The sequence below is a fragment of the Microbacterium sp. NPDC089321 genome, from assembly GCF_040684935.1.
GTDB lineage: Bacteria > Actinomycetota > Actinomycetes > Actinomycetales > Microbacteriaceae > Microbacterium.
Genome location: NZ_JBFBGX010000002.1, coordinates 828,026 through 853,702, shown reverse-complemented (window position 1 = coordinate 853,702; position 25,677 = coordinate 828,026). Strand labels below are relative to the sequence as shown.

At 69.1% G+C, this 25,677-nt stretch carries 21 protein-coding genes, 1 tRNA gene and 1 other RNA gene; 13 read left to right on the top strand and 10 right to left on the bottom strand.

From position 1 onward, the window contains the following. Positions 1–28 precede the first annotated feature (28 nt). The gene (gene aceE, locus AB0N59_RS12110; RefSeq protein WP_363483393.1) at positions 29–2,755 is read right to left on the bottom strand and encodes a pyruvate dehydrogenase (acetyl-transferring), homodimeric type; all 2,727 of its coding nucleotides are present in this window, start codon (positions 2,753–2,755) and stop codon (positions 29–31) included. Positions 2,756–2,908: 153 nt separating this feature from the next. Between aceE and AB0N59_RS12105 the strand changes: the two genes are divergently transcribed. After that, positions 2,909–2,981 (top strand) — tRNA-Val (locus AB0N59_RS12105). Positions 2,982–2,988: 7 nt separating this feature from the next. On the opposite strand, the gene AB0N59_RS12100 is transcribed toward AB0N59_RS12105, so the two are convergent. The 3 genes from AB0N59_RS12100 to AB0N59_RS12090 all read right to left on the bottom strand — a co-directional run bounded on the left by AB0N59_RS12100 (position 2,989) and on the right by AB0N59_RS12090 (position 5,794). Next, positions 2,989–3,594, bottom strand: a complete 606-nt coding sequence (locus tag AB0N59_RS12100; RefSeq protein WP_363483390.1) for a hypothetical protein — start codon at positions 3,592–3,594, stop codon at positions 2,989–2,991. Between the two features lie 124 nt (positions 3,595–3,718). Beyond that, positions 3,719–4,831 (bottom strand): acyltransferase, encoded by a 1,113-nt coding sequence (locus AB0N59_RS12095; RefSeq protein ID WP_363483387.1) that lies wholly within the window; start codon positions 4,829–4,831, stop codon positions 3,719–3,721. Between the two features lie 123 nt (positions 4,832–4,954). Then, positions 4,955–5,794 (bottom strand): aldo/keto reductase, encoded by an 840-nt coding sequence (locus AB0N59_RS12090; protein WP_363483384.1) that lies wholly within the window; start codon positions 5,792–5,794, stop codon positions 4,955–4,957. Between the two features lie 88 nt (positions 5,795–5,882). Here AB0N59_RS12090 and AB0N59_RS12085 point away from each other — a divergent pair, with 88 nt between their 5' ends. The 4 genes from AB0N59_RS12085 to rnpB all read left to right on the top strand — a co-directional run bounded on the left by AB0N59_RS12085 (position 5,883) and on the right by rnpB (position 9,245). Next, positions 5,883–6,290, top strand: coding sequence for a YchJ family metal-binding protein (locus AB0N59_RS12085; RefSeq protein WP_363483381.1), 408 nt, complete (start codon positions 5,883–5,885; stop codon positions 6,288–6,290). A gap of 57 nt (positions 6,291–6,347) precedes the next feature. Then, complete coding sequence (locus AB0N59_RS12080) at positions 6,348–7,082, top strand: C4-type zinc ribbon domain-containing protein (protein WP_363483378.1); 735 nt, start codon at positions 6,348–6,350, stop codon at positions 7,080–7,082. A gap of 70 nt (positions 7,083–7,152) precedes the next feature. Then, positions 7,153–8,865, top strand: a complete 1,713-nt coding sequence (locus tag AB0N59_RS12075; protein ID WP_363483375.1) for a bifunctional 3'-5' exonuclease/DNA polymerase — start codon at positions 7,153–7,155, stop codon at positions 8,863–8,865. 14 nt (positions 8,866–8,879) lie between these two features. Then, positions 8,880–9,245: RNase P RNA component class A (rnpB, locus tag AB0N59_RS12070), an RNA gene on the top strand. A gap of 52 nt (positions 9,246–9,297) precedes the next feature. Here rnpB and ppgK read toward each other — a convergent pair. Beyond that, positions 9,298–10,041 (bottom strand): polyphosphate--glucose phosphotransferase, encoded by a 744-nt coding sequence (ppgK, locus tag AB0N59_RS12065; protein ID WP_363483372.1) that lies wholly within the window; start codon positions 10,039–10,041, stop codon positions 9,298–9,300. Between the two features lie 68 nt (positions 10,042–10,109). On the opposite strand from ppgK, the gene AB0N59_RS12060 reads away from it, so the two are divergent. The 5 genes from AB0N59_RS12060 to AB0N59_RS12040 all read left to right on the top strand — a co-directional run bounded on the left by AB0N59_RS12060 (position 10,110) and on the right by AB0N59_RS12040 (position 16,413). Then, positions 10,110–10,343, top strand: coding sequence for an SPOR domain-containing protein (locus tag AB0N59_RS12060; RefSeq protein WP_204973738.1), 234 nt, complete (start codon positions 10,110–10,112; stop codon positions 10,341–10,343). Positions 10,344–10,345: 2 nt separating this feature from the next. Next, a complete protein-coding gene (locus tag AB0N59_RS12055; RefSeq protein WP_363483369.1) occupies positions 10,346–11,683 on the top strand; it encodes a glutamine synthetase family protein in 1,338 nt (445 codons plus the stop codon). 9 nt (positions 11,684–11,692) lie between these two features. Next, the gene (locus AB0N59_RS12050) at positions 11,693–14,671 is read left to right on the top strand and encodes a bifunctional [glutamine synthetase] adenylyltransferase/[glutamine synthetase]-adenylyl-L-tyrosine phosphorylase (protein WP_363483366.1); all 2,979 of its coding nucleotides are present in this window, start codon (positions 11,693–11,695) and stop codon (positions 14,669–14,671) included. Positions 14,672–14,698: 27 nt separating this feature from the next. After that, a complete protein-coding gene (locus AB0N59_RS12045; RefSeq protein ID WP_363483363.1) occupies positions 14,699–15,634 on the top strand; it encodes a diacylglycerol kinase family protein in 936 nt (311 codons plus the stop codon). Between the two features lie 71 nt (positions 15,635–15,705). Further along, positions 15,706–16,413 (top strand): hypothetical protein, encoded by a 708-nt coding sequence (locus AB0N59_RS12040; RefSeq protein ID WP_363483360.1) that lies wholly within the window; start codon positions 15,706–15,708, stop codon positions 16,411–16,413. On the opposite strand, the gene AB0N59_RS12035 is transcribed toward AB0N59_RS12040, so the two are convergent. Continuing rightward, complete coding sequence (locus AB0N59_RS12035) at positions 16,335–17,705, bottom strand: glycosyltransferase (RefSeq protein ID WP_363483357.1); 1,371 nt, start codon at positions 17,703–17,705, stop codon at positions 16,335–16,337. The two genes, AB0N59_RS12040 and AB0N59_RS12035, sit on opposite strands and share 79 nt — an antisense overlap. After that, positions 17,702–19,846, bottom strand: coding sequence for a glycosyltransferase (locus AB0N59_RS12030; RefSeq protein ID WP_363483354.1), 2,145 nt, complete (start codon positions 19,844–19,846; stop codon positions 17,702–17,704). Before AB0N59_RS12030 ends, AB0N59_RS12035 begins: the two co-directional genes overlap by 4 nt. A gap of 122 nt (positions 19,847–19,968) precedes the next feature. Between AB0N59_RS12030 and AB0N59_RS12025 the strand changes: the two genes are divergently transcribed. Then, the gene (locus AB0N59_RS12025) at positions 19,969–21,150 is read left to right on the top strand and encodes a polysaccharide pyruvyl transferase family protein (protein ID WP_363483351.1); all 1,182 of its coding nucleotides are present in this window, start codon (positions 19,969–19,971) and stop codon (positions 21,148–21,150) included. A 69-nt stretch (positions 21,151–21,219) separates the two neighbouring features. On the opposite strand, the gene glnA is transcribed toward AB0N59_RS12025, so the two are convergent. After that, positions 21,220–22,644, bottom strand: coding sequence for a type I glutamate--ammonia ligase (gene glnA / locus AB0N59_RS12020; RefSeq protein WP_363483348.1), 1,425 nt, complete (start codon positions 22,642–22,644; stop codon positions 21,220–21,222). A gap of 147 nt (positions 22,645–22,791) precedes the next feature. Here glnA and AB0N59_RS12015 point away from each other — a divergent pair, with 147 nt between their 5' ends. Further along, positions 22,792–23,178 (top strand): RDD family protein, encoded by a 387-nt coding sequence (locus AB0N59_RS12015; protein ID WP_363484234.1) that lies wholly within the window; start codon positions 22,792–22,794, stop codon positions 23,176–23,178. Positions 23,179–23,191: 13 nt separating this feature from the next. Here the strand turns inward: AB0N59_RS12015 and AB0N59_RS12010 are convergent, their stop codons facing one another. Next, a complete protein-coding gene (locus tag AB0N59_RS12010; protein ID WP_363483345.1) occupies positions 23,192–23,668 on the bottom strand; it encodes an ATP-dependent zinc protease in 477 nt (158 codons plus the stop codon). Positions 23,669–23,693: 25 nt separating this feature from the next. Here AB0N59_RS12010 and AB0N59_RS12005 point away from each other — a divergent pair, with 25 nt between their 5' ends. Further along, entirely contained in the window at positions 23,694–24,881 is a 1,188-nt protein-coding gene (locus AB0N59_RS12005) for a RimK family alpha-L-glutamate ligase (RefSeq protein WP_204973725.1), read from the top strand. Between the two features lie 55 nt (positions 24,882–24,936). On the opposite strand, the gene AB0N59_RS12000 is transcribed toward AB0N59_RS12005, so the two are convergent. Next, positions 24,937–25,647: a DUF4191 domain-containing protein gene (locus AB0N59_RS12000; RefSeq protein WP_363483341.1), complete on the bottom strand. Its 711-nt coding sequence runs from the start codon at positions 25,645–25,647 to the stop codon at positions 24,937–24,939. Positions 25,648–25,677: the final 30 nt, after the last annotated feature.

Sequence of the window (25,677 nt, the reverse complement as noted above, 5' to 3'; positions counted from 1 at the left end):
GGCCTGCTGGGAGGTACTGCTCACAGGTTCAGCTCTCGCCGCCCGCGTTTCCGCTGGTGCCGGCGTTGACGTCGAACAGACGGTACTTCTCGATCGCCTGCCCGATGACCGAGCGGTCGACCTTGCCCTCATCGGCGAGCGCCTGCAGCGTGCGCACGACCATCGACGGTCCGTCGATCTTGAAGAAGCGGCGAGCCGCGGCGCGGGTGTCCGAGAAGCCGAAGCCGTCGGCGCCGAGCGTGTAGTACCGGTTCGGCACCCAGGGTCGGATCTGGTCCTGCACGGCGTGCATGAAGTCGCTGACCGCGACGACAGGGCCCTCTGCGCCCTGCAGCTTCTGCGTGAGGTACGCGGTCTGCGGCTCCTCCTCGGGGTGCAGGAAGTTGTGCTCGTCGACGGCGAGGCCGTCGTGGCGCAGCTCGCTCCACGAGGTCACCGACCACACATCGGCGCTGACGCCCCAGTCCTTCTGCAGCAGCTCCTGAGCCTCGAGCGCCCACGGCACGCCGACGCCCGAGGCGAACAGCTGGGCCTTGTGGCCCTCACCCGTGCCGGGCTTGACGCGGTGGATGCCGCGGATGATCCCGTCGACGTCCACGTCCTCGGGCTCGGCCGGCTGCACGAGCGGCTCGTTGTAGACCGTGATGTAGTACATGACGTCGGGGTCGGAGTGCGATCCGCCGTACATGCGCTCGAGACCGGAGCGCACGATGTGCGCGATCTCGTAGCCGTAGGCGGGGTCGTACGACACGGTGGCCGGGTTCGTCGAGGCCAGCAGCGGGGAGTGGCCGTCGGCGTGCTGCAGGCCCTCGCCGGTCAGCGTGGTGCGGCCGGCGGTCGCGCCGATGATGAATCCGCGGGCCATCTGGTCGCCCGCAGCCCACATCGCGTCACCCGTGCGCTGGTAGCCGAACATCGAGTAGAAGATGTAGATCGGGATCAGCGGCTCACCCTGCGTCGCGTACGACGTGCCCGCCGCGGTGAACGCCGCCATGGCGCCGGCCTCGTTGATGCCGACGTGCACGATCTGGCCCTGCGGGCTCTCCTTGTAGGCCAGCAGCAGCTGCCGGTCGACCGAGGTGTAGTGCTGGCCGTTCGGGTTGTAGATCTTCGCCGTCGGGAAGTAGGCGTCGATGCCGAACGTGCGCGCCTCGTCGGGAATGATCGGCACGATGCGGTTGCCGAAGTCCTTCGCGCGGAGCAGGTCCTTCAGCAGTCGGACGAACGCCATCGTCGTGGCGATCTCCTGCGTTCCGGAGCCCTTGCGCGGCAGCGCATAGGTCGACTCCTCGGGCAGCGAGATCGACGTGTGGGTCGTGCGGCGCTCGGGCAGCAGACCGCCCAGGCTGCGGCGGCGCTCGAGCATGTACTGGATGGTCTCGTCGTCCTGGCCGGGGTGGTAGTACGGGGGCAGGTACGGGTTCTCTTCCAGCTGCGCGTCCGTGATCGGGATCTGCATGGTGTCGCGGAACGTCTTGAGGTTGTCCAGCGTCATCTTCTTCATCTGGTGGGTCGCGTTGCGGCCCTCGAAGTGCGGTCCGAGCCCGTAGCCCTTGACGGTCTTCGCGAGGATGACGGTCGGCTGACCCTTGTGCTCCACGGCCGACTTGTAGGCCGCGTAGACCTTGCGGTAGTCGTGGCCGCCGCGGCGGAGGTGCCAGATGTCGTCGTCGGAGAGGTCCTCGACCAGTGCTGCGGCGCGCTCGTCGCGGCCGAAGAAGTTCTCGCGGATGTACGCGCCCGACTCCGCCTTGTAGGTCTGGTAGTCGCCGTCAGGGGTCGCGTTCATGATGTTGAGCAGCGCGCCATCGGTGTCGCGGGCGAGCAGGTCGTCCCACTCACGGCCCCAGATGACCTTGATGACGTTCCAGCCCGCACCGCGGAAGAACGACTCGAGCTCCTGGATGATCTTCCCGTTGCCTCGCACGGGACCGTCGAGACGCTGCAGGTTGCAGTTGATCACGAAGGTGAGGTTGTCGAGGCCCTCGTTCGCCGCCACCTGCAGCTGACCGCGGCTCTCGACCTCGTCCATCTCGCCGTCGCCGAGGAAGGCCCAGACGTGCTGGTCACCGGTGTCCTTGATTCCGCGGTTGGTGAGGTACTTGTTGGCCTGAGCCTGGTAGATCGCGTTGATCGGGCCGAGACCCATCGACACGGTCGGGAACTGCCAGTAGTGCGGCATCGAGCGCGGGTGCGGGTACGACGGGAGGGCGCTGCCTTCGTGCGACTTCTCCTGACGGAAGCCGTCCATGTCGGCCTCGCTCAGCCGACCCTCGAGGAACGATCGGGCGTAGATGCCGGGAGAGGCGTGGCCCTGGATGAAGATCTGGTCGCCGCCGCTCGGGTGGTCCTGGCCACGGAAGAAGTGGTTGAAGCCGACCTCGTACAGCGATGCGGCTCCCGCGTACGTGGAGATGTGCCCACCGACCCCGATGCCGGGGCGCTGGGCGCGGTGCACGGTGACCGCGGCGTTCCAGCGGATCCAGTGCCGGTAGCGGCGCTCGATCTCCTCGTCGCCGGGGAACTCGGGCTCGTTCTCGGCTGCGATCGTGTTGATGTAGTCGGTGGTCGGCACCATCGGCACGCCGAGGTGACGCTCCTTCGAGCGCTTCAGCAGGCTGAGCATGATCTCCCGGCCGCGGCCGGGACCCTTCGCATCCACCAGCTCGTCGAGTGACTGCTGCCACTCGCCGGTTTCCTCCGGGTCGCTGTCCAGAGGTGCCTGGGAGTACGGATCCTGATCGTGGACGGTCACGTGGAGCCTTTCGTCAAGCTGGCAGGTCGTGCCAATGAAACGGGATGCGGCGTGGGGGAGCCTTGTCGGCTCTGCACAACACGCGCTGTGCTCAGCCTATATCCGTTCCGAAGACGGGTTCTTCAAATTCCGCACCGTAGAATGTGGGTACCAGGGCCTTTAGCTCAGCTGGTAGAGCGCCACGTTTACACCGTGGATGTCGTCGGTTCGATCCCGGCAGGGCCCACCGACTCTCAGCGGCGCAGAAGCACCGACCTGTCTTCGAAGGTCTGCGCGTAGATCTGCTCCAGCTCCGCATCGTGGTTCGCGTCCAGGGCGACCTGCGAGCCGAGATAGGCGAACTGCTCCGTGGCGAGGTTCTGCTCTTCGCCGCCCATGGATGCGGCGATCTGCTCATGCACGGGGTCGTCGGCGGGAACACGCGCGGTCGCAGCAGCCACCAGATCGGCGACACGGGCCTGCTCGTCCTCGGGCATGTGCGCATAGACCGCATGCAGAAGCTCATGAGCGGTCGTCGCCAGCAGCGACTGCGCCACCCATTCGTCTGTCGGCTCGAGGATCACGATCCGATCCTGCGCGCGCGAGCCCGAGAAGCCGGTGAAGCAGCCGAGGATCGTGCCGTCGTCGACTCCGTGCGAGTTGCTGCCGCACAGGTCGTCCAGCTCCTCGGCGTCGACGAAACGCGGCTGCGTGGAGGCGAGCACGTCGCGTCCCTCGGCGGTGAGCGTCATCCGGTCGGCCAGTTCCGTGAAGTCGGCCGTCATCTCCGGGGCGTCGGGGAAGACGCCAGGCAGGATGCGGCTGAGGAACGGCTCGTCGGATTCGGCGTCCTCCGACATCAGCCACAGACCGCCGACGGTGGCCGCGGCATGATCACGAGCAGGACGGCCGTCGGAACGCCACGAGCACCGTGCCGCCGTGAGCGCGACGAAGGCGAAGGACCGGGAGCCTGCTCGAAGAAGGTCATGTCCGCTTCGACGGGCCGATGCGCCGCGGCAGCTCGAAGAGCAGGCTCACGGGCATCCGCCGGCCGATCAGGGCGAATCCGGTCGCGATCGCGACGGTCACGGTGAAGATGATCACGAGACCCAGTCCGGGGTTCGTGATGCCGGCCTTCGCGGCCAGCCAGCCGAGGGCGGCGAAGACGGGGTAGTGGGCGACGTAGTAGATCAGCGAGTACTGCCCGACGAAGCGCACCGGTGCGAGCCATCCGGCCTCGGGTGCCGCGGCAGTGAGCCGCACCAGGATCAGGATGCCGAGCATCGCGGGCAGTGCGGAGAGCGGCTCGTACCAGAGCGGGTCGATGAAACCCGAGTACAGCGCGACGCCGATCGGGATGATGGCGAGGGCGGCGGCGAGCGGCACGCTCAGCAGCCGGGCGTACTGATCCCAGTGCTTCTCGATGAACGCGCCGAGGAAGAAGAAGGGCATCAGGTAGAAGAAGCGCTGAAGCAGCTCGAGGTCGGCGGGGATCAGGAACATCGCCGCGAACGGCACCGCGACCATCACCCATGCCGGCACCCACTTCAGCAGCAGCGCGATGATGTAGTACGCGAAGATGAACTGCATGAACCACAGGTAGGTGTCCCAGAAGCCGGGCTCCCACGGCATGTGCTTCAGGCCGGGGTCGGCGACCAGCTGCGACGCGGTGTAGATGAACGTCCACACGACGATCGGCCACACGATGCGGCGCACCTTGCCCCACACGTACTTGCCGGTCGGGGCGTTCAGGGATCCGGCGACGAGCAGCCCTGACAGGAACATCAGCATCGGCATGCGGAAAGGTGCGAAGAACGCGCTGAGGAACTCGAAGAACGCAGGGACCTCGTCGATGCGGTAGGCCACGATCTGCGTGCTGTGGTGAAGGATCACGAGCAGGATCGACAGACCGCGGAGCAGATCCATCCAGCCGATGCGACGGTCGTGACGTTCGAGGGCGCGGCTGATGTCGGCGCCGCGGCCGGGCTGGGAGGACGCGGCCGTCGGCTCCGCGGCGGGCGGGGTCGCGCCGGAGCGCCGGGCCTCGGCGCGGGTGAAGGGGGTCGGCGTGACGGGGGGCTCGCTGTGCTCGGACATCCGCGTCAGTATACGAGGCGGCGACCGCCTGGGCACCCGGGAAGCGCCGGTGTGGAGCTGAACGGCGGGATGTCGGGGAGCGCGACCGGCCCCGCTGTCAGGCGGTCGCGGTCGCGATGAGCGTCACATCTCCTCGTGGGTGGCCGGATCGGCGTCGAAGAGTCGTCCGTCCGGGCGGCCGAGCGCGGTGATGGCCTCGACCTCGGCGGCATCGAGTCCGACCGCTGCCGCCTCGAGATTCGTGCGCTGATGCTCGGGCGACGATGCCTTGGGAATCGACACCGTGCCGCGGGCGACGTGCCAGGCGATGATCGCCTGCACGGGGGAGATGCCGTGGTTCTCGGCGATCTCCCTGATCACCGGCTCGTTCACGACGTCGCGGGCGCGCCCCAGGGGAGACCACGCCTGCGTGAGAATGCCCCGCTCGGCGTGGAGCGCGAGTGCCTCCTCCTGCGGGAAGTACGGGTGCACCTCGATCTGGTTCACGACGGGCCGGACGCCCGACGCCGCCTCGATGCGGTCGAGGTGCTCGGGCAGGAAGTTCGACACGCCGATCTGGCGCACCGTGCCACGCTCCTGAGCGTCGACCAGCGCCTGCCATGCCTGCTCGTACTTGCCGGCACTCGGATTCGGCCAGTGGATGAGGTGCAGATCGGTGGCGTCGAGGCCGAGGCGGAATCGGCTCTCCTCGATGCTCGTGCGCGCCTTGGACGTCTCGTGGTGACGCCCTGGCAGCTTCGTCGTCACGATGATCTCGGAGCGATCGACACCGGATGCCCGGATGCCGGCGCCCACGGCCCCCTCGTTCTCGTAGTTGAACGCAGAGTCGATCAGTCGGTATCCGAGCTCGAGAGCCGCGGCTACGGACTCTGCGCCGGCCTCGCCGTTCAGCCGATAGGTTCCGAGACCGACGGCGGGCAGCCGGAATCCGTTGTGGGCGGTGAAGACGGGAACAGCGGTCATGTGAGAGTCCTCCGGATCGTCGGTCACTGCCAGCCTACGACCGCTGAAGACGTCGGCGTCGGAGTAGGCGTCGTGCCAGCATGGACGCATGTCGACACCCGCGAGCGACCAGCGCTGCCCCTGCACCAGCGGTGACGTGTTCGGTTCGTGCTGCGGCCCCGTGCTGGCATCCGGTGCGGCCCCGACGGCCGTCCGGCTGATGCGCTCCCGCTTCACCGCATTCGCGGTCGGAGACGTACAGCATCTGCTGCGCACCTGGCACCCGTCGACGCGTCCCGAGCGACTCGATCTCGACGACGACGTGAGCTGGCGTCGCCTCGACATCCTCGATCAGCGGCTGGGCGGTCCGTTCGATGACCACGGCATCGTCGAGTTCGAGGCGTTCTACCGCGGACCCGAGGGGCGCGGAAGCCTGCGTGAGCGCAGCACATTCGTGCGCGAGGACCGCGTGTGGTCCTATGTCGACGGCATCGTCGGAGTCGGTCCGGGCGTCTGACACCCTGCCCGCCCGTCTGACGTAGAGGCCGTCATCGGCAGCGGCTAGGTTTGAGGGGTGAAAGCCAGTCCCGAGCACCAGCGCCGCCTTCTCGACATCGCCGACCTCGACAGGCGCATCGCGCAGACAGAGCGCGCGCGCACCATGCCCGCGCAGGGAGCACGGATCAACGAGCTCGCAGCCGTGCGTCAGCGGCAGCTGGGCGAGCTGACGGCGCTGGCCGGCGTGCTCGACGACGCCAAGGCCGAGCTGGCGCGCCTCGAGTCGGACGTCGCTCTGGCAGCGCAGCGCCGCGACAAGGACGCGGAGCGTCTGGCCGTGGCGACCGATCCGAAGCAGGCGCAGGCGCTCGAGAACGAGATCGAGAGCCTCGGACGCCGGATCTCGATGCTCGAAGACACCGAGCTCGATGTGATGGGCCGTGTCGAAGAGGCCCAGGCAGCCGTCGACGCACAGCAGGCGCTGATCGATCAGACGCAGTCTGAAGGCGCGAAGCTGACCGCCGCTGCGAAGGCCGACATGGCCGCCGCATCCACTGAGGGCGAGCACCTCGCCCGTGATCGCGCCGCGATCGCCGAGAGCGTGCCCGTCGAGCTGCTCGCCGAGTACACCCGCCGCGCCGCGCGCGGCGGCATCGGTGTCGGCCTGCTGCGCCGTCGCATCTGCGAGGGATGCCAGATGGTGCTCGCGGGCAGCGAGCTGAACGCCGTGCGCGCTGCTGCCGCCGACGACGTCGTGTCGTGCCCGGAGTGCGGTGGGATCCTCGTGCGCACCGAGGAGTCCGGTCTGTGACGAGCGTCCGCTCGCGGCGCCTGTCATCGGAACCTCGTCGATGTCGGATGCCGGTGATAGACCGGATGCTGTGACCCGACCGCCTGAGCCCTCGCATGCCCTGGTGGCGCGCGACGGGGGCGGCTGGGTCATCGCCGCGTACGCGCAGGCCGACGCGGAGCCCGTGCTCCGTCACGTCGCCGACGACGATCTCGCGCTCCGGGTGGGCGAGATAGAGGCACAGCTCTCGCCCCGATGGACCGTGCGGAGCCTGCGCACCTTCTACCCTCCGCTCCTGGCCGCAGGGATCCGACTGCGTCGGGCGCATGATCTGCTGCTCTGCCACGCGATTCTGCGTGACACCGCGTCGCTGCCCGAGCCGCTGCCGGCGTCACGCCGTTGGATCCGCACCGACGACGGCGACGACGCGCTCGCGCAGCCGGGGCTCTTCGACGTCGGGGATGCCGAGCCGAGCCGTGACGGCGACATCGCCGAGGTGCGCACGCAGTGGCGCGCGCAGCTCACGGCACTCGATGCGGCGCCTGATTCGCGGCTGGCCCTGCTGTGCGCGGCGGAGTCGACCGGCGCCCTGATCGCCGAGGAGATGACAGCGGCCGGCCTGCCGTGGAGCACGGCGGCGCACCACCGGATCCTCGAGCAGCAGCTCGGCGCGCGGCCCATGCGCGGCGCGCGGCCCGCGCGAATGGCGGCTCTCGCAGCCGAGATCGGACGCCACCTGGATGATCCCGCTCTGAACCCCGACAGCCCGCCGCGGCTGCTGCGGGCGCTGCACCGCGCGGGGGTGTTCGTGGACTCGACGTCGCGCTGGGAGCTGGCGCGGGTAGAGCATCCGGTCGTCGCACCTCTGCTGGAGTACAAGAAGCTCGCGCGCCTGTTCACCGCGAACGGATGGGCGTGGCTCGACGAGTGGGTGCGTGACGAGCGCTTCCGGCCGATCTACCTCACCGGCGGGGTCGTGACAGGGCGATGGGCATCGTCGGGCGGGGGAGCCCTGCAGATCCCGCGGCAGCTGCGCGGCGCCGTGCGCGCCGACGCCGGCTGGACGCTGGTCGACGCCGACGTCGCGCAGCTCGAGCCTCGGGTGCTCGCGGCCATGTCGCGCGACGGGGCGATGGTCGAGGCCGCGCGGGGCCGCGACCTGTACGAGGGCGTCGTGCGCTCCGGCGCGGTGGCGACGCGCGATGAGGCGAAGTACGCGGTGCTCGGTGCGATGTACGGAGCGACGACGGGCAAGAGCGGGCAGCTGGTGCCCCGGCTGCGGACCGTCTATCCGAGGGCGATGGGACTCGTGGATGCCGCCGCACGCACCGGCGAACAGGGCGGCGTCGTGAGCACACTGCTGGGTCGCAGCTCACCCCGACCCGATGACGCGTGGCGCCTCGCCCAGTCGCAGGCGAGCGGGCCCGACGCCGCGGGGGCGGAAGAGAGCAGGGCACGAAGCAGAGCCCGCGACCGGGGGCGCTTCACCCGCAACTTCGTCGTGCAGGGCACGGCGGCCGAATGGGCTCTGCTCTGGCTCGCCGAGATCCGTCACCGACTCATGGCGCTGCCACCGGCATCCGATGCCGCAGCGGCGTCCGGGCCGGTCTTCCGCGACCGGGCTCACCTCGCGTTCTTCCTGCACGACGAGGTGATCGTGCACGCTCCGGCGAGCCAGGCCGACGCGGTCGCCGCGATCGTGCGGGATGCGGCGGATGCCGCAACCGCACGCCTCTTCCCTGGCTTCTCGATCGACGTGCCGCTCGACGTGCACATCGCGGAGGACGCGTCCAAGGGCGCGTAGAATCGAGGGGCGAGTGGGTCGGCCGGACGGTCGCGTGGCGCGTGAGCGCACCGAGGAACGTCCGGGCTCCACAGGGCAGGGCGGTGGGTAACACCCACCCGGAGTGATCCGCGAGACAGTGCCACAGAGAGAAGACCGCCGCCATCTTCGTGATGGCGGTAAGGGTGAAAGGGTGGTGTAAGAGACCACCGGGGAGCGCGGTGACGCGCTCCGCCAGGTAAACCTCGCCCGGAGCAAGACCAGACAGAGGACGTTGACGCGGCTCGCCGAGTCCTCGGGTAGGTCGCTGGAACGACACGGCAACGTGTCGTCGAGAGAGATGGCCGTCAAGGGAGCGAAGTACTCCTGAACAGAACCCGGCGTACAGGCCGGCCCACTCGCCCCGAACGCACGAAGGGCCCGGTCGAGAGACCGGGCCCTTCGTGGTGGTGGCTAGTCAGCCGAGAGCGTCGCTGCGCCGATGATGCCGGAGGCGTTGCGGTGAACGGCTGCGACGATCGGCGTCTTCAGATCGAGCAGCGGCAGGAACTTGTCGGGGTGCTTCGAGACGCCTCCGCCGACGACGAACAGGTCGGGGCTGAACAGGAACTCGACGTGCGAGTAGAACTCCTGAAGGCGCGCCGACCAGTCCTCCCACGACAGGCTCTCGCGCTCCATCGCCGAGTACGCGGTCCAGCGCTCGATCGACTCGCCGTCGCGCTTGAGATGGCCGAGCTCGGTGTTGGGCACGAGCACGCCGTTGTACAGGAAGGCGGAGCCGATGCCTGTGCCGAGCGTGGTGAGGATCGTGAGGCCCCTGGCGTCGCGCGCGGCGCCGTGACGCGCCTCGGCGACGCCGGCCGCGTCGGCGTCGTTCACGAACGTGATGTGGCGGCCCAGACCGTCTTCGAAGAACTTCTCGGCCTCGAAGTCGACCCACTCCTTCGAGATGTTCGCCGCGGACAGGGTCTTGCCGTACTTCACGATGGCGGGGAACGCCACGCCGAGGGGCAGGGACGAGTCGCTGACGCCCAGGGTGTCGAGCACCTCGCGGACGGTCTCGAGCACATCGGCGGGGTGCGCACCCTGCGGCGTGGGGATCCGGATCCGATCGGAATCCAGTGTGCCCGTGTCGAGATTGACGATGCCCGCCTTGATGCCCGTTCCGCCGATGTCGACGCCGATTGCCTGTGCCATGGCGAATAGCCTATCGATGCTCGGCCCAGCGATTAGGATCGTGACGAGATCCCGACGAAGGAGCTGACATGTCCGACGGCGACGAGAAGTACTGGTACAACCTCAGCACCGGGGAGGTCGAGTTCGGCATGCAGTCGGCGGCCGTCGACCGGGTGGGGCCCTTCGACACCGAGGCGGATGCCGCTCGGGCTCCCGAGACGCTCAAGGAGCGCTCCAGGGCATGGGCCGAGGAGGACGCGGCAGACGACTCGTGGGGCTCCGGCTCGCGCGCCGGCGGCAGCTCCCTCGAGTCGGGGGAGTGACGGTGGACAAGCAGCGCGACTTCGTGCTGCGCACCATCGAGGAGCGCGGCGTCAAGTTCGTCCGGCTCTGGTTCACCGACGTGATCGGCACGCTCAAGTCTGTCGCGATCGCTCCGGCTGAGGTCGAGGGCGCCTTCGCGGAGGGCATCGGCTTCGACGGCTCGGCCATCGAGGGCCTGACCCGCACCTACGAGTCCGACCTGCTCGCGCAGCCCGACCCGTCGACGTTCCAGATCCTGCCGTGGCGCGGCGAGGTCGATCCGACCGCCCGCATGTTCTGCGACCTCACCACGCCCGATGGCCGCCCCGCGGTATCGGACCCGCGCAACGTGCTGCGCAGAGCGCTGGCGAAGGCGGCGGATGCCGGCTTCACGTTCTACACCCACCCCGAGATCGAGTTCTACCTGCTCAAGTCCTCGCAGCTCGGAGCAGAGGGCCCTGTCCCCGTCGACAACGCCGGGTACTTCGACAACGTGCCAGGCGGCACCGCGCACGACTTCCGCCGCAGCGCCGTGCGGATGCTCGAGGACCTCGGCATCTCGGTCGAGTACAGCCACCACGAGGGCGGTCCGGGTCAGAACGAGATCGACCTGCGCTATGCGGACGCGCTCACCACCGCCGACAACATCATGACCTTCCGCACCGTGGTCAAAGAGGTCGCGATCGAGCAGGGCGTGTACGCGACGTTCATGCCCAAGCCGCTGAACGACCATCCGGGCAGTGGCATGCACACGCACATGTCGCTGTTCGAGGGCGACGTGAACGCGTTCTACGAGGCGGGCGCCGAGTATCAGCTCTCGCTCACCGGCCGCCGCTTCATCGCAGGCCTGCTGCGTCACGCCAACGAGATCGCCGCGGTCACGAACCAGTTCGTCAACTCGTACAAGCGGCTGTGGGGCGGCGACGAGGCGCCCAGCTTCGTCACCTGGGGGCACGCGAACCGCTCGGCGCTCATCCGCGTGCCGATGTACAAGCCGAACAAGGGCCAGTCGACGCGCATCGAGTACCGCGCTCTCGACTCCGCGGCCAACCCCTACCTGGCGTACGCGCTCATGCTCGCGGCAGGGCTGAAGGGCATCGAGGAGGAGTACGAGCTGCCGCCCGAGGCCGAGGACAACGTGTGGTCGCTCAGCGACTCGGAGCGCCGCGCGCTCGGGTACGCCCCGCTTCCCGCGAGCCTCGACCACGCGCTCGACTACATGAGGGACTCCGAGCTCGTCGCCGAGACCCTCGGCGAGCAGGTCTTCAACTACGTCCTGCTGAACAAGCAGAAGGAGTGGGAGGCCTACCGCGGTCAGGTGACGCCGTTCGAGCTCAAGAGCAACCTCGGACTGCTCTGAGGCGCGGCGATGGCGCGACCTGATGCGTCCGTGTCGCTGTCCGCGCTCGCGCGGCTCGGCTTCGTCGAGCTGACGTCGGCCTCGGCGGACCTGACCGAGCTGGCCGAGCTGACGGGCCTCGAACGTGCCGTGCTCGCAGATGGCATGATTGCAGCGGACCCGGATGCCGCGGTGCGCGGCCTCGTGACGGTGGCGCGTCGCGACCCGGCCCAGGTGACCGATGTGCTCTCCGACCCCGCGGCGCGAGAGGCGGCGTGGCGGCTGCTCGGCGCATCCCGTGCACTCGGCGCCTTCTTCGAACGACACCCGTCGCGCCTGCGCGCTGAGACGCTCCTGCGCAGCGATCTGCCAGAAGCAGCCGAGCTGACAGCGCGGATGCTGGCGGCGGTCGACGCACACGACGGGTTCGCCCGCGCGGCCGACCCCCTCCGCGCCCTCCGCGTGGAGTACCGCAGCTGCCTGAGCGAGATCGCGGCCGCGGATCTGGCGGCGGAATCCGCGACCGCCGCGATCGCGGAGGTCTCCGCTGCCCTGGCCGATGCGGCCGCGGCCGCCCTGGAGGCCGGGATCGCCGTCGCGCGCACGGTGCTCGACGATTCCGGGCGCGCCGGTACACGCGAGGAGATCGCCGCGACCCGGCTGGCCATCATCGGCATGGGCAAGGCGGGCGCCCGCGAGCTCAACTACCTCAGCGACGTCGACGTCATCTTCGTTGCGGGCACGGCGGACGAGGCGATCGTGTCGGAGGCGAAGGCCATCGACATCGCCACGCGGCTCGCACGGGAGGTCATGACGACGCTGAGCGGCATCGACGTGGAGCCGCCCCTGTGGGAGGTCGATGCGGCTCTTCGCCCCGAAGGGAAGCAGGGTGCGCTCGTGCGCTCCCTGGCATCCCATGTCGCGTACTACGACCGCTGGGCGAAGAGCTGGGAGTTCCAGGCTCTGCTCAAGGCACGCCCTCTCGCGGGCGATCCCGAGCTCGGAGCAGCGTACATCGCGGCTGTCCAGCCGAAGGTCTGGACGAGTGCGGAGCGCGAGGACTTCGTCGAGAGCGTGCAGCGCATGCGCGAGCGCGTGACCGAGCACATCCCCTCAGAAGACGTGCCCTTCCAGATCAAGCTCGGTCCGGGCGGGCTGCGGGACATCGAGTTCACCGTCCAGCTGCTCCAGCTGGTGCACGGGCTCAGCGATGAGAGCATCCGCACGCGGGGCACGCTCGAGTCGCTGGATGCGCTCGTTGAGGGCGGATACATCGGACGCGCAGAGGCCGGTGCGTTCGGGGAGCAGTACCGCATCCTGCGCCTGCTCGAGCACCGGCTGCAGCTGCACGACCTCACCCGCACCCATCTCATGCCGCGTGATGACGAGGGCATGCGTCGCCTCGCCCGAGCCACGGCGCTGGCAGACAGCGCCTCCGGCCTGCAGGAGGTGTGGGACGAGGTGCGTCGGGCGGTGCGCGACCAGCACGTGCGGCTGTTCTACCGCCCGCTGCTGTCGGCCGTCGCCTCGCTTCCGGCTGAGGAGCGCACGCTGTCGACCGCGCAGGCAGGGTCCCGACTTGCGGCGATCGGCTTCCGCGACCCCGCCGGTGCGCTGCGCCATATCGCTGCGCTCACATCCGGCCTCAGCCGCAAGGCGACCATCCAGAAGCACCTCATGCCGGTGATGCTCCGGTGGTTCGCCGACGGCACCGACCCCGACTACGGGCTCATCGCGTTCCGGCGGATCAGCGAGCGGCTGGGCGACACGCACTGGTTCCTGCGCATGCTGCGCGATTCCTCCGGTGCTGCCGAGCGCCTCACCCGACTGCTCTCCAGCTCGCGCTACGTCGGAGAGCTCATGGAGTGGATCCCCGAGTCGGTGGCCTGGCTCGACACGCCGGCGGCCCTGCGACCGCGTGGCGGCGCGGCCCTCGACGAGGAGGCCAGGGCGATCCAGACCAGGCATGCGACGACCAAGGCCGCGCTGCGAGCGGTGCGTGCTCTTCGACGGCGCGAGCTGCTGCGGACCGCGATGGCGGCCGTGCTCGAGCAGGTCGGCGTCGACGAGATGGCGAGAGCTCTGACTGAGATCACCGAGGCGACCATCCAGGCGGCCCTGCGCGCGGTTCGGCGCGAGGTCGTGCCGCCGGAGGACGACGCGATGGACTTCTCGATCATCGCGATGGGGCGCTTCGGAGGCGCCGAACTGGGCTTCGGCTCCGACGCCGACGTGCTGTTCATCTACGACCCGAACGGCGTCGACCCGCAGCGGGCGCAGCGGCACGCGGCGAAGATCGTCGTGGGCCTGCGCGAGCACCTCGCCGATCAGCGTGTGCCGCTCGATCTCGACGCCGACCTGCGGCCCGAGGGTCGCAATGGACCCATGGTTCGCACGATCGAGGCCTACACGCAGTACTACCGCCGCTGGTCGCTGTCGTGGGAGGCGCAGGCCCTGCTGCGCGCGCGGGGAGTCGCAGGCAGCCAGAAGCTCATCAGCCGGTTCACGGAGCTCGCCGACAGCATCCGCTATCCCGAGAGCGTGTCGCTGCAGGACGTGCGCGAGATCAAGCGCATCAAAGCGCGCGTCGAAGGCGAGCGGCTGCCCCAGGGCGCAGACCCACGCCGGCATCTCAAGCTCGGACCGGGCACCCTCAGCGACGTCGAGTGGATGGTGCAGGTGCTCCAGCTGCAGCACGGCCACCGTGTGCCGGATCTTCGCACCACCTCGACGCTGCAGGCACTGGACGCCGCGGTTCTCGCTGACCTCATCCCCGCGGACGACGCTGAGCGACTGCGCGAGGCCTGGGTGCTCGCCAGTCGCCTGCGCTCGGCGATGACGCTGCTCACGGGGCAGACCAAGGATGTGCTTCCTGCCGAGATCCGCGAACTCGACGGCGTCGGTCGTCTTCTGGGATATCCTGACCGCGCCGCGACCGTGCTCGAGGAGGACTACCTCCGTGTCACGCGCCGGGCGCGGCGGGTGTTCGAGAAGCAGTTCTACGGCTGAGGCTCAGCCGAGATTGAGGGTAGTGAGATGGCGCAGCGCTTCGGAATCGTGTGGAATCCGACCAAGATCGACGGGGACGCGCTTCGGGATGCTGTGTCCGCCGCCGTGCCCGAGGACACCGAGCTGATGTGGTGGGAGACCGAGGCGGACGATCCTGGGCGTGCGATGGCGACCGAGGCCGTGCAGGCCGGCTGTGATGTCGTTCTCGCCGTCGGCGGGGACGGCACTGTGCGCACGGTCGCCGAGATCCTCGCGTCGGCGGGGGAGGACGGGCCGGCGCTGGGCATCGTGCCGCAGGGCACGGGCAACCTCCTCGCGCGCAACCTGGGGATTCCTCTCGGCAGCATCCCGAAGGCGCTGAACGTCATCGCCGCAGGCAACGAGCGTCGCATCGACATGGGCTGGACGCGCACCGACGACGCCGACGTCGAGGTCGGGTTCCTGGTCATGGTCGGCTTCGGCCTCGACGCCCATATGCTGGCCGAGACCGACGACGATCTGAAGAACAAGGCCGGGTGGCTGGCTTACGTCGCGGCGATGGGACGCGCTTTCGAGGCCTCGGAGACGGTCGACTTCCAGATCACGCTCGACGACGGCGAGCAGCAGACCTTCAGCGGGCACACGCTGCTCATCGGCAACTGCGGCGACATCCAGGGCGGCGTGACCCTGCTTCCTGACGCGGTGGTCGACGACGGCCGTCTCGACCTGCTGATGATCAGCGCCGAGAACGCCACGCAGTGGCTGCAGACCCTGCGCACGGTCGTGTGGGACAACGGCATCCGGCGTCTGCTCGGCGGTGACGATGAGACGGTGAGCATCGACTTCGCCCAGCATCTCACCGGCGAGTCGATCGCCGTCAGTCTTCCCGTCCCTGTTCCGTTCGAGATCGACGGCGAAGAGGCGGGCGACGTCTCGACAATCGCCGTGCGCGTGCAGCCCGGCGCGCTGCGCGTGCTCTGCTGACCGACAGGCAGGCGGGGTCAGCGTCGGGAACTGGTCCCGGCCTGGCCTAGGCTCGGTGGGAAAGGAGGGCCATGACGCTCCTCGACACACCGCTTCCCCTCGTTCGCATCGTGATTCCCTGGCGGCCTGCTCCCTCGCGCGTCGACGCATTCGAACGGGTGGTCGCCTGGTATCGCGAGGCGCTGCCGGACGTCCCGCTCGAGACCGTCGACACCGGCGACGTGCCGTTCGTGCTGGCTGCGTGCCGCAACGCCGCGATGCGCAGCGCCGCCGCGCACGAGGTGGTCGTCGTGGGGGATGCGGACACCATCCCCGAGCGCGAGCCGCTCATCGCGGCGATCCGAGCCGCGGCGGAGAGTCCCTATGTCCACCTGCCGTACGACGAGTACCGCTGGCTCGGACGCACAGGATCGGCCGACCACGCCACAGGCGTCCCGCTCGAGGACTGCACGGTCGAGCAGTACGTCGACGGCGCGTGCTCCGGCGTGTACGTGGCGACCCCGCGTGCGTGGGCGAGCCACGGCGGTCAGGATGAGGGCTTCCGAGGGTGGGGCTTCGAGGATGCCGCATGGTTCCTCGCCCACTCGACCCTTCTCGGCGCACCGCCGATCCGCCACCGTGGTCGCGTGTACGCGCTTCATCACGTCGGCGAGGTGCGGGCAGGGGCCGCCTACGACGCCAATGCGGCTCGCATGGACGACTACCGTGCGGCCGCCGGCTCTCCGTCGGCGATGGCCCGGCTGGTGGGCGTGGTGCCCGTTCCCGACACCGTGCTCTGACCCCCAGACACCACGGATCTGGCTATCGCCGGGCCCGGATGCGCCCTCTGCTCAGCGGCCGCCGCTCCCAGGAGCGAGCGGCCGGGGAACGCCGCGTCGACGATATCCCGCAGGGCCACGGTGAGCTGGTCGATCGACGCCGCGTTCGGATCCAGGACGCGACCCATCCCCGTGCGCTCGATGGCAGCGGCGCCCGCGAACTGATCGGTCGAGAAAGGCAGCACCAGCAGAGGAACGGCGTTCGCGACCGCCTCGGTGACGGAATTGTTGCCTCCGTGCGTCACTGCCGCTGCAGCGGACGAGAGCAGACGCACCTGCGGCAGGTACTCCGCGACGAGCCAGTCGTCGGGGATCGGTCCCAGTTCCGCAGCCTCGGTGGTGCCCGTCGCGATGGCCGCGCGCAGACCGGCGGCGCGCAGAGCCGCGGCCACACGCGCGAGCACGTCGCCGCGGACCGACAGGAAGCTCCCGAAGCTCACATACACGTAGGGCTCCCCGGTGGCCATCCATTCTTCGATTCCGGGGGCGACGGGCTCGTCACGCGGCGTCGATCCGAGGAAGCGGTGCGGCGGCAGGGCCCGCCCGTCGCCTGCGGCGAGCTCGGCCGGGTAGTTGTAGAGCACGGTGTCTCCGTGCAGCGCGAATGCATCGGCGACGGGCTGCGCGTGCGGCTCGATGGCTGCAGTCGCGTCGTTCCACTGCTTCGTGAAGCGCCGAGACACCTCCTCGCACAGCACGCGCAGCTCGGCGAGCGCGTCGGCGCTCGGTGAGAAGGCCGTCGGCCATGCGGGCGGATAGCCGTAGACCTCGCCGGCGACTGGCAGCGCACTCGGATGGCCCAGCACGACATCGCCGTAGGCGATTCCGCGAGCGTGCAGGGCGACCCGGGCGCTGTAGGCGAGGTGGTCGACGAGGATGGCGTCGGGGGAGACTTCCTCGATGACTCGCAGTGTCGCTCGTGCCCGGTCGACCGGCTGCCACATGAGATCCGTGAGACGCTCGGCCGCCTGATAGGCGAGGGTCGAGACCATGCCCCTGCGCGTCGCGGCGAAGAAGCCCTCGAGCGACGCGGCTTCCTCGGCCTGCTGCTCGGAGCTGCGGATGACACCCGCGTTCGTGCCTCGGCCGAGCCGGAGGTCCGTCCGGCGATAGCCGAAGTCCGCGACGATGGCCGCGGTGGCGGGGCCCGACGCCACGACGACCTCGTGGCCGACGTCCCGCCACGCCGTGCCCAGGGAGGCGAGCGGAAGCAGGTGCGAAGCGTAGTCAGGGCTGATGATCAGCAGTGTCATACCAGCTCCTCCGCGGCGCGCTGCAGCTCGGCTTCACTGTTCGCCACCGATTCGTACACGGGCGCGAGCTTCGCGGCCATGGCTTGGATGGTGAAGCGGTCAGCGACGAGGGCCCGCCCGCGCGCCGCGGCTCCGTCATCGCCGGTGGCTGCGCGTTCGAGAGCGCGCCCGATCGCGGCGGCGAGCGCGACCGGGTCCCCGGTCTGGGTGAGGAACCCGCTCTCGCCGTCGTCGACATAGGTTGCCGGACCGCCGCTGTCGGGTGCGACGACGAGCAGGCCGGTGGCCATCGCCTCGAGGATAGCCAGACCGAACTCCTCCTTCAGACTCGCGCACACGTACACCCCGTCGGCGGCGCAACGCCCGGGGACGCCGAAACGCGCGGCGGCGAGCCACTCCGCCGCGTCGTCGTTGGATCGATGGCCAGGCAGCAGCAGGCCGCGCGTCGCGTGCTGTGCCGGGGGGATGACAGCACGGATGAGATCGAGCTGCTCGCGCTCGTCCGCTGACGGATGCTCGAGGTCGCCGCCGACCACCAGGAGGTTGGCAGCATCTGCGAGCGGTCCCTCGGCCCAGACCCTCACCAGCGTGGCCGTGCCCTTGACACGATGCATCCGCCCGACCGTGACCAGAAGCGGCAACCCTCGCCGTTCTTCGGGTAGAGCATCGAGCAGGCCGGCGAGCTCGGCGAGCGCTCCGGTCGGCTCGGCGCCATCCGCGACCAGTCGAGCGCGTTCGACCGCACGGTCGACGACCGCGAGATCCACACCTTCGGCGACGACGGTGTGACGCTCGGGGTGGGATGACATGTCGATGCCCAGGAGCGCCTGCATGTCCCCTTCGAGTTCGGGTCGCGGGAAGAACACCGAATGGGCAGCAGAGGCGGCGAGGCTCTGAACCAGATGCGTGCGGAACCAGTAGTGCTCGGCGAGGTCGGCCTGGCCGAAGTCCTTTCGGGTGAGCGTGCCCGCGCGCTCGAGCGCCGAGAGGACGCTGTGCGGATCGGGGGCCACCGTGAAGACCGTGGGGATCCCGAGTTCACGCGCGACATCGGCGGCCGCGAGGCTGCCGACATCCGCCATTCGAAGGTGCAGCACGTCGACGCGCCCCGCGGCCCGCAGGAGCCGCCGGATGCCACGGCGCACGCTCACGCGCAACGGCCAGGCGGACGCGGAGCTCACCGGCGGCGCATCGAGGGGAATGTGGCCGTACACGTGGCCGGTCCCGCCGCCTGAGACCTCCAGCAGGTCGGGCGCGGCCTGCGCAGCCGTGCCGCGGGAGAGGGTCAGCACCCGCTCAACGGCCGAGGTCTCGGCCACGAGCGCATCGCCCAGACGCACGAGCAGCGTTGCGATGCCGCCGTTGTCGCCGGCGCCGGCCGCTGACAGCGTCGAGTCCACGTCGGCGTGGAGGAAGAGCTGCGCGACAGTGAGACCTTCGCCGCCGCCGCGCGCAGTCGACGCCGGCTCCGCGTCGATGAGGGCCAGGCGGGCCAGATCACCGAGCACCCCTCCCTCGATGACGATGCCTTCGAGCGCCGAGATCGCGGCAGGTTGACGTCGCTGTCCCAGCGCAGCGACAGCCGCGTGGCGAACGCTCGCCGGCCCGGAGGTGTCGGTCGCCCATGTCCGCAGAGACCGTACGGCGAGCGGGTGGCGCACGAGGCCCATCGTCTCGACCAGCCGTGCGCGTGCTTCGTCGGGGAGGGTGCCGGTGCACGCCGACTCCAGAGCGACCGCGAGCAGTTCGGCCGCACCTGTCGACCACTTCTCGAGTGTGTGCTGGGCGAGCATGCCGCCGAGGCCGCCCTCCGCGACGAGGCGCACCAGCCGCCCGACGGCCTCGGGCCTCGCCGGTCGGCGTCCGAGTGCGTGGGCGGCGTGCTCGACGATGTAGGGGCGGGGCGATGACAGCAGGCTCGACAGCAGTCTGGCGGCCTCCTCGTCATTCATCTCCGCCAGAGCGTGCACGGCAGCGATCGCCGCGAGGTCGTCGTCGCCGGAGATGGCTGCCGAGAGCACGCGCAGCGTGCGCACGCCGGGATCGCGCCCCGCCTCGAAGGCCAGATCGTCGCCGGCGCGTATCGCCTCGACGATCGACGCAGACTCGGTGATGCGGTCCATCGCGGTCTGGATACCCATGTTGCCCCTCCGAACGAGCGCCGACATAGGCACTGAGGGGAAGCGTACTGCGGCGAGGAAAAATGAGCCTACGGTTGACAAGGCGCCGATCGTCGGCTCCGGATCACGAGCGAAGGACAGGCGTGAGCGTTCTCACCATCGGCGACATCGGCGTGCTGTCGGGCATCATCCACATCGGCGACGAAGCGATGTTCCAAGCGGCGCGCGACGAACTCGCCGTCCGAGGCCTGGGGCTCATCGGCGTCTCCTCCGCGCCGGAGGAGTCCGCCGCGCGCTACGACGTGCCGTGCGTGCCTCGTCTCGGCTTTGCCGGCCTGGAGCAAGACACGGCAGTTCGCCGTTCGGTGCTGCTCACGGATGCGGCTGCCGGCCGGATCCGGCTCGACGCCGGGGATCCTGCGCAGCCGGTCCTGGATGCGCTCGACGAGTCGTCGGGCGTGCTCATCGCGGGCGGTGGCAATCTGGCATCGCGCTGGCCGGTGCACATCCACGAACGCACCACGCTCGCCGCGATGGCCCGGGCCCGCGGCCTGCCTGTCGTGGTGTCAGGACAGACTTTCGGGCCGGACCTGGAGGCAGGCGATGCCGAGCGCGTCGCCGACATGGCCCGTTCCGCCGTGTTCACCGGCGTGCGCGAGCCCGCCTCGGCGACGCTCGCACGCGGGTGGGGCGCCCAGGTTCACGCCGGGGTCGACGACGCCTCGTTCCTCGCACAGGGGCCGAGCAGCGGTGACGGGCCGGACGCCTCGGAGCGCGTGCTCGTCAGCCTGTCCGGCTGGTTCGCGGGACGCCCGGCGGACGCGACCGAGCGCGCCATCGCCGCGCTGCTCGACCGTGCTGCCGACACCGTCGGACCCGTCGTCTTCCACGCGCACTTCGGTCCCGAGTCCGCAGACTCCGAGCCCTCGGGCGATGCCGCGCTGCACGAGCGGGTGCGGGCGCGCATGCGCAATGCGAGCGAGGTGGTCCCCAGCGGCGACTCCGTCACGGCCGCGCGCCTGGCTCGCACATCGCGGCTTCTCGTGACCAGCCGCTATCACCCCGCGGTGTTCGCCGCGCCGGCGGGTGTTCCAGTCCTCGCTCTCGCCGCCGACGCCTACACCCGCATCAAGCTCACCGGTGCGCTGGGTCATTGGGGTCAAGACGCCGTCGTCGACCTCGATGCGCTCCCGGATGCGCCCGAACGGCTCGCGGAGCTCACCGCGTCGACCGCGTCCGTCAGCCTCGGCGCCGCGGCGCGCCGTGATGATCATCGCGCCGACTCAGCCCGGTGGTGGGACGCGGTCGCGGATGCGTTGCGCTGACCGCCTGGGCGTCAGCGCAGCGCGGTGCGTCGGTCGGGTGGCGACGCGACGCACCGCGAAGGGTATCGCTCAGCAGCCGTAGTAGAGCTCGAACTCGTACGGGTGCGGGCGCTGGGCCATCGGCAGGATCTCGTTGTTGTACTTGTACTCGATCCACGTGTCGATGAGCTCCTGCGTGAACACGCCGCCTTCGAGCAGGAACTCGTGGTCCTGACGGAGCGCCTCGAGCGAGTCGAGCAGCGAGTTCGGCACCTGCGGGATGTTCGCTGCCTCCTCCGGGGGAAGCTCGTACAGGTCCTTGTCGATGGGCTCCATCGGCTCGATGCGGTTCTTGATGCCGTCCAGGCCGGCCATCAGCTGTGCGGCGAACGCGAGGTACGGGTTCGACGAGGCGTCCGGCACGCGGAACTCGATGCGCTTCGCCTTCGGGTTCGATCCGGTGAGCGGGATCCGGATGGCGGCCGAGCGGTTTCCGGCGGAGTACGCCAGGTTCACCGGAGCCTCGAAGTGCTTCACCAGGCGGTGGTAGCTGTTGAGCGTCGGGTTGGTGAAGGCGAGCACCGCGTGTGCGTGCTTCAGCAGGCCGCCGATGTACCAGCGGGCGATGTCGCTGAGCTGGCCGTAACCGGCCTCGTCGAAGAACAGCGGCTTGCCGTCGAGCCACAGCGACTGGTGGGTGTGCATGCCCGAGCCGTTGTCGCCGAACAGGGGCTTGGGCATGAACGTGACCGTCTTGCCCCACTCCTCGGCGGTGTTCTTGACGATGTACTTGAACTTCAGGATGTCGTCTGCCGCGCTCACCATGGTGTCGAAGCGGTAGTTGATCTCCTGCTGGCCCGCGGTGCCGACCTCGTGGTGCGAGCGCTCGAGCTGGAAGCCCGAGTCGATCAGCCGCAGGGTCATGTCGTCGCGCAGGTCGGCGGTCTTGTCGACCGGGGCGACCGGGAAGTAGCCGCCCTTGAAGGGCGTCTTGTTGCCGAGGTTGCCGCCCTCCTCCTCGCGGCCGGCGTTCCATGCGGCCTCCTCGGAGTCCACCTTGTAGAAGCTCTCGCCTGCGGTGACCGAGTAGCGCACGTCGTCGAAGATGTAGAACTCGGCTTCGGGGGCGAAGAACGCGGTGTCCGCGATCCCGGTCGACGCCAGGTACTTCTCGGCCTTCTTGGCGACCTGACGCGGATCCTTGCTGTAGATCTCGCCGGTGCGCGGGTTGTAGATGTCGAACACCATCACCAGCGTCTTCGCAGCGCGGAACGGGTCGATGTACGCGGTGGTGACGTCGGGGATCAGCTGCATGTCCGACTCGTGGATGCTCGCGAATCCACGGATGGACGATCCGTCGAAGAGCTGACCGTCACGGAAGAAGTCCTCGTCCACCGTCGACGCAGGGATGTTGAAGTGCTGCTGGACCCCGGGAAGGTCGGTGAATCGGATGTCGAGGAACTTGATGTCGTTCTCTTCGATGTAGCGGATGACCTCTGCGGGCTCTGTGAACATGTACGACTCCTGATCGGGTATCGGTTGCATCAACCTTACGCAGATTATGTCGACGGCATTTCCTCGCCGTGTCCGCCGTGTTTCGGGCATGTTACAGCCGCTCGGTAGGCTGGACGGGTGAGTGACTACCCCGGCGAACGCCTCGGAATGCCCGTCTCAGGACCGGGAAGCATCGCCCGACCCGGCCGCCGGATCTCGGCACTGCTGATCGACTACTTCGCGGCCACGATCATCGCCATCGGCTTCCTCTCCTACGACCCGCTGTCGCTGCCCGCCGAGGCGGGCTGGCGCCAGTTCGCTCCGATGATGGTGTTCGCCGTGCTGCAGATCGTGTTCCTCGCGACGGCGAACGGCAGCCCTGGGCACCGGATGCTGGGCATGCGCGTTCAGCGTCTCGATGGCGCCTGGGTGGGGCTGTGGCGTCCGATCGTGAGGACGCTGCTGCTGGTGTTCGTGATCCCTGCGGTGATCTGGGATGCGGATCAGCGCGGCCTGCACGACAAGATCGCCGGCACTGTGCTGGTCCGCGGGTGAGCTGAGGGCCGTTCTAGCCGCCGCGGTTCCGGCGGCGCATCTCGCGCGGAGCGCGACCGCCGAGGAACGATCGAGCCGGGTCGACGAGGAACCCCTGGCGGAGGGCCTCGCGCCCGATCAGCATCCGGAACCCCATCTCATCGCGGTTGGTCAGGGTGACCTCCGCCTCGACATCCCTGCCCACCAGGCGCACGGGCATCGTGATCACGATGCGGTGCTCGGTGTGCCCCGACGAGCTGCGCACGGCGCGTCGGTCGTGCACCCGCGTCTCGTGCACGACGGCGTCGTCCGTGCTGTCCTGCCACGGGTGCACCGTGAAGCGCACCCACTCCTCGCCGTCGCGCTCGAACTCGACGACGTCGAACGCGTGCAGCGATGACGTGCGGGCGCCGGTGTCGATCTTGGCCTTGAGCCAATCGATCCCCAGCTCCGGCAGCCCGACCCACTCTCGCCATCCCGTGGACGTGTTTGAATGAGAGGACCGTGTCACTCCTACATCCTGGCAGGAAAAATCTGTGAAGATCGCCGTCCTCTCGCGTGCCCCGCAGTCGTACTCGACGCAGCGTCTCCGTGCCGCCGCGCAGCAGCGCGGACACAACGTGAAGGTGCTGAACACGCTGCGCTTCGCGATCGACCTCACCGCGGACGCCCCAGACCTCTTTTTCCGCGGCAGGCAGCTGAGCGATTACGACGCGATCCTGCCGCGCATCGGAAACTCCATCACATACTTCGGCACGGCCGTGGTCCGGCAGTTCGAGCAGATGGACGTGTACACGCCGAACACCGCCAATGGCATCTCGAGCGCACGTGACAAGCTGCGCGCCAACCAGATCCTGTCGCGGCACAACATCGCCATGCCGCCGACCGCCTTCGTGCGCAATCGCGCCGACGTGCGTCCCGCGATCGAGCGGGTCGGCGGTGCCCCCGTGGTCATCAAGCTGCTGGAGGGCACCCAGGGCATCGGCGTCATCCTCGCCCCGCAGGTGAAGGTCGCAGAGGCCATCATCGAGACCCTGCACTCGACGAAGCAGAACGTGCTCATCCAAAAGTTCATCGCCGAGAGCCGTGGGCGCGACATCCGGGCGCTCGTCGTCGGAGACCGCGTCGTCGCGGCGATGCGCCGAGTGGCGGACGGTGATGAGTTCCGCTCCAACGTCCACCGGGGCGGTCGCGTCGAACCCGTCACCCTCGACCCGATCTATGAGCAGACCGCCGTGCGTTCGGCGCAGATCATGGGGCTTCGCGTCGCCGGCGTGGACATGCTCGAGAGCGACGACGGCCCTCTGGTGATGGAGGTCAACTCGTCGCCCGGTCTGCAGGGCATCGAGGCGGCGACGAACCTCGATGTCGCCGGCGCGATCATCGACTACATCGCCAACCAGGTCGCGTTCCCCGACATCGACATCCGTCAGAGGCTCAGCGTCTCGACCGGCTACGGTGTCGCGGAGCTGCTCATCCACTCGGGTGCGGAGCAGGTCGGCATGAAGCTCGGCGACCTCGGTCTCTGGGATCGCGACATCACCGTGCTCACCCTGCACCGCGGTGTCAGCGTGATCCCGAACCCGCGCAAGCACGTCGAGCTCGAGGCGGAGGATCGACTGCTGTGCTTCGGCAAGCTCGAGGAGATGCGTTCGATGATCCCCGAGAAGCGCCGTCGGCGCCCGCGCGTGCGCCGGCTGCCCAAGGAGCCGCTCGGCGAGTGACGAGACGAGAACGGCCCCCGTCGTGGACGGGGGCCGTTCTCTGTATCCGGAGCGATCAGCGCGGGCGCTGCGATCGCACGCGCGTCGGGTCGATGCCCTTCGGGATCGGCAGCGACGAGAGCGACTGCGACACCGATTCGATGCGGCGGATGACCGCGGCCATCGTGGCCTTGTCGATCGCCTTCGGAAGCTTCTTGATCGTCTTCGACAGGTCGGCGATGGCGACGTCGTCATCGCCGTGGCCCACATAGAGCACCGTGACAGGCACGCCGTGCGCGACGCGCTGCGCCTTCTGCCGCTCTTCGTTGATCAGGCGCGTGAGGCGGCCCCGAGCGCCCTCGCCGACGATCACGATGCCGCCACGGCCGACCACGCGGTAGACGGCCTCCTGGGTCTTGGGGTTGATGCCCACGGGGGTGTCGGATGCCGACCAGTTCCGGCCGAGGCTGGTGCTCAGCACGTGTCCGCTCGCGCCGGGCATCCCATCGATCTTCGCGTACATCGCCGTGGTCGACAGCCGGGTCATCAGGAACATGGCGCCGAGCACGCCGAACATGAGACCCGTGAAGCCCCAGAGGATGAGGCCGAGCACCGAGGCGCCGCTGATGAGGAAGCCGATGATCAGGCCGATGAGCACGCCCGCGATGAGGATGGCGATCTGCGCCCACGGCAGCCAGCCGTACACGTCCCGCGTGAAACGGAACAGGGAACGGATCTGCGAGAAGAAGCCGGGCCGCTTCTCGGTGACGGGAGCACTCTTTGCCATGCATACAGCCTACCGATTCCCGGGCCGACC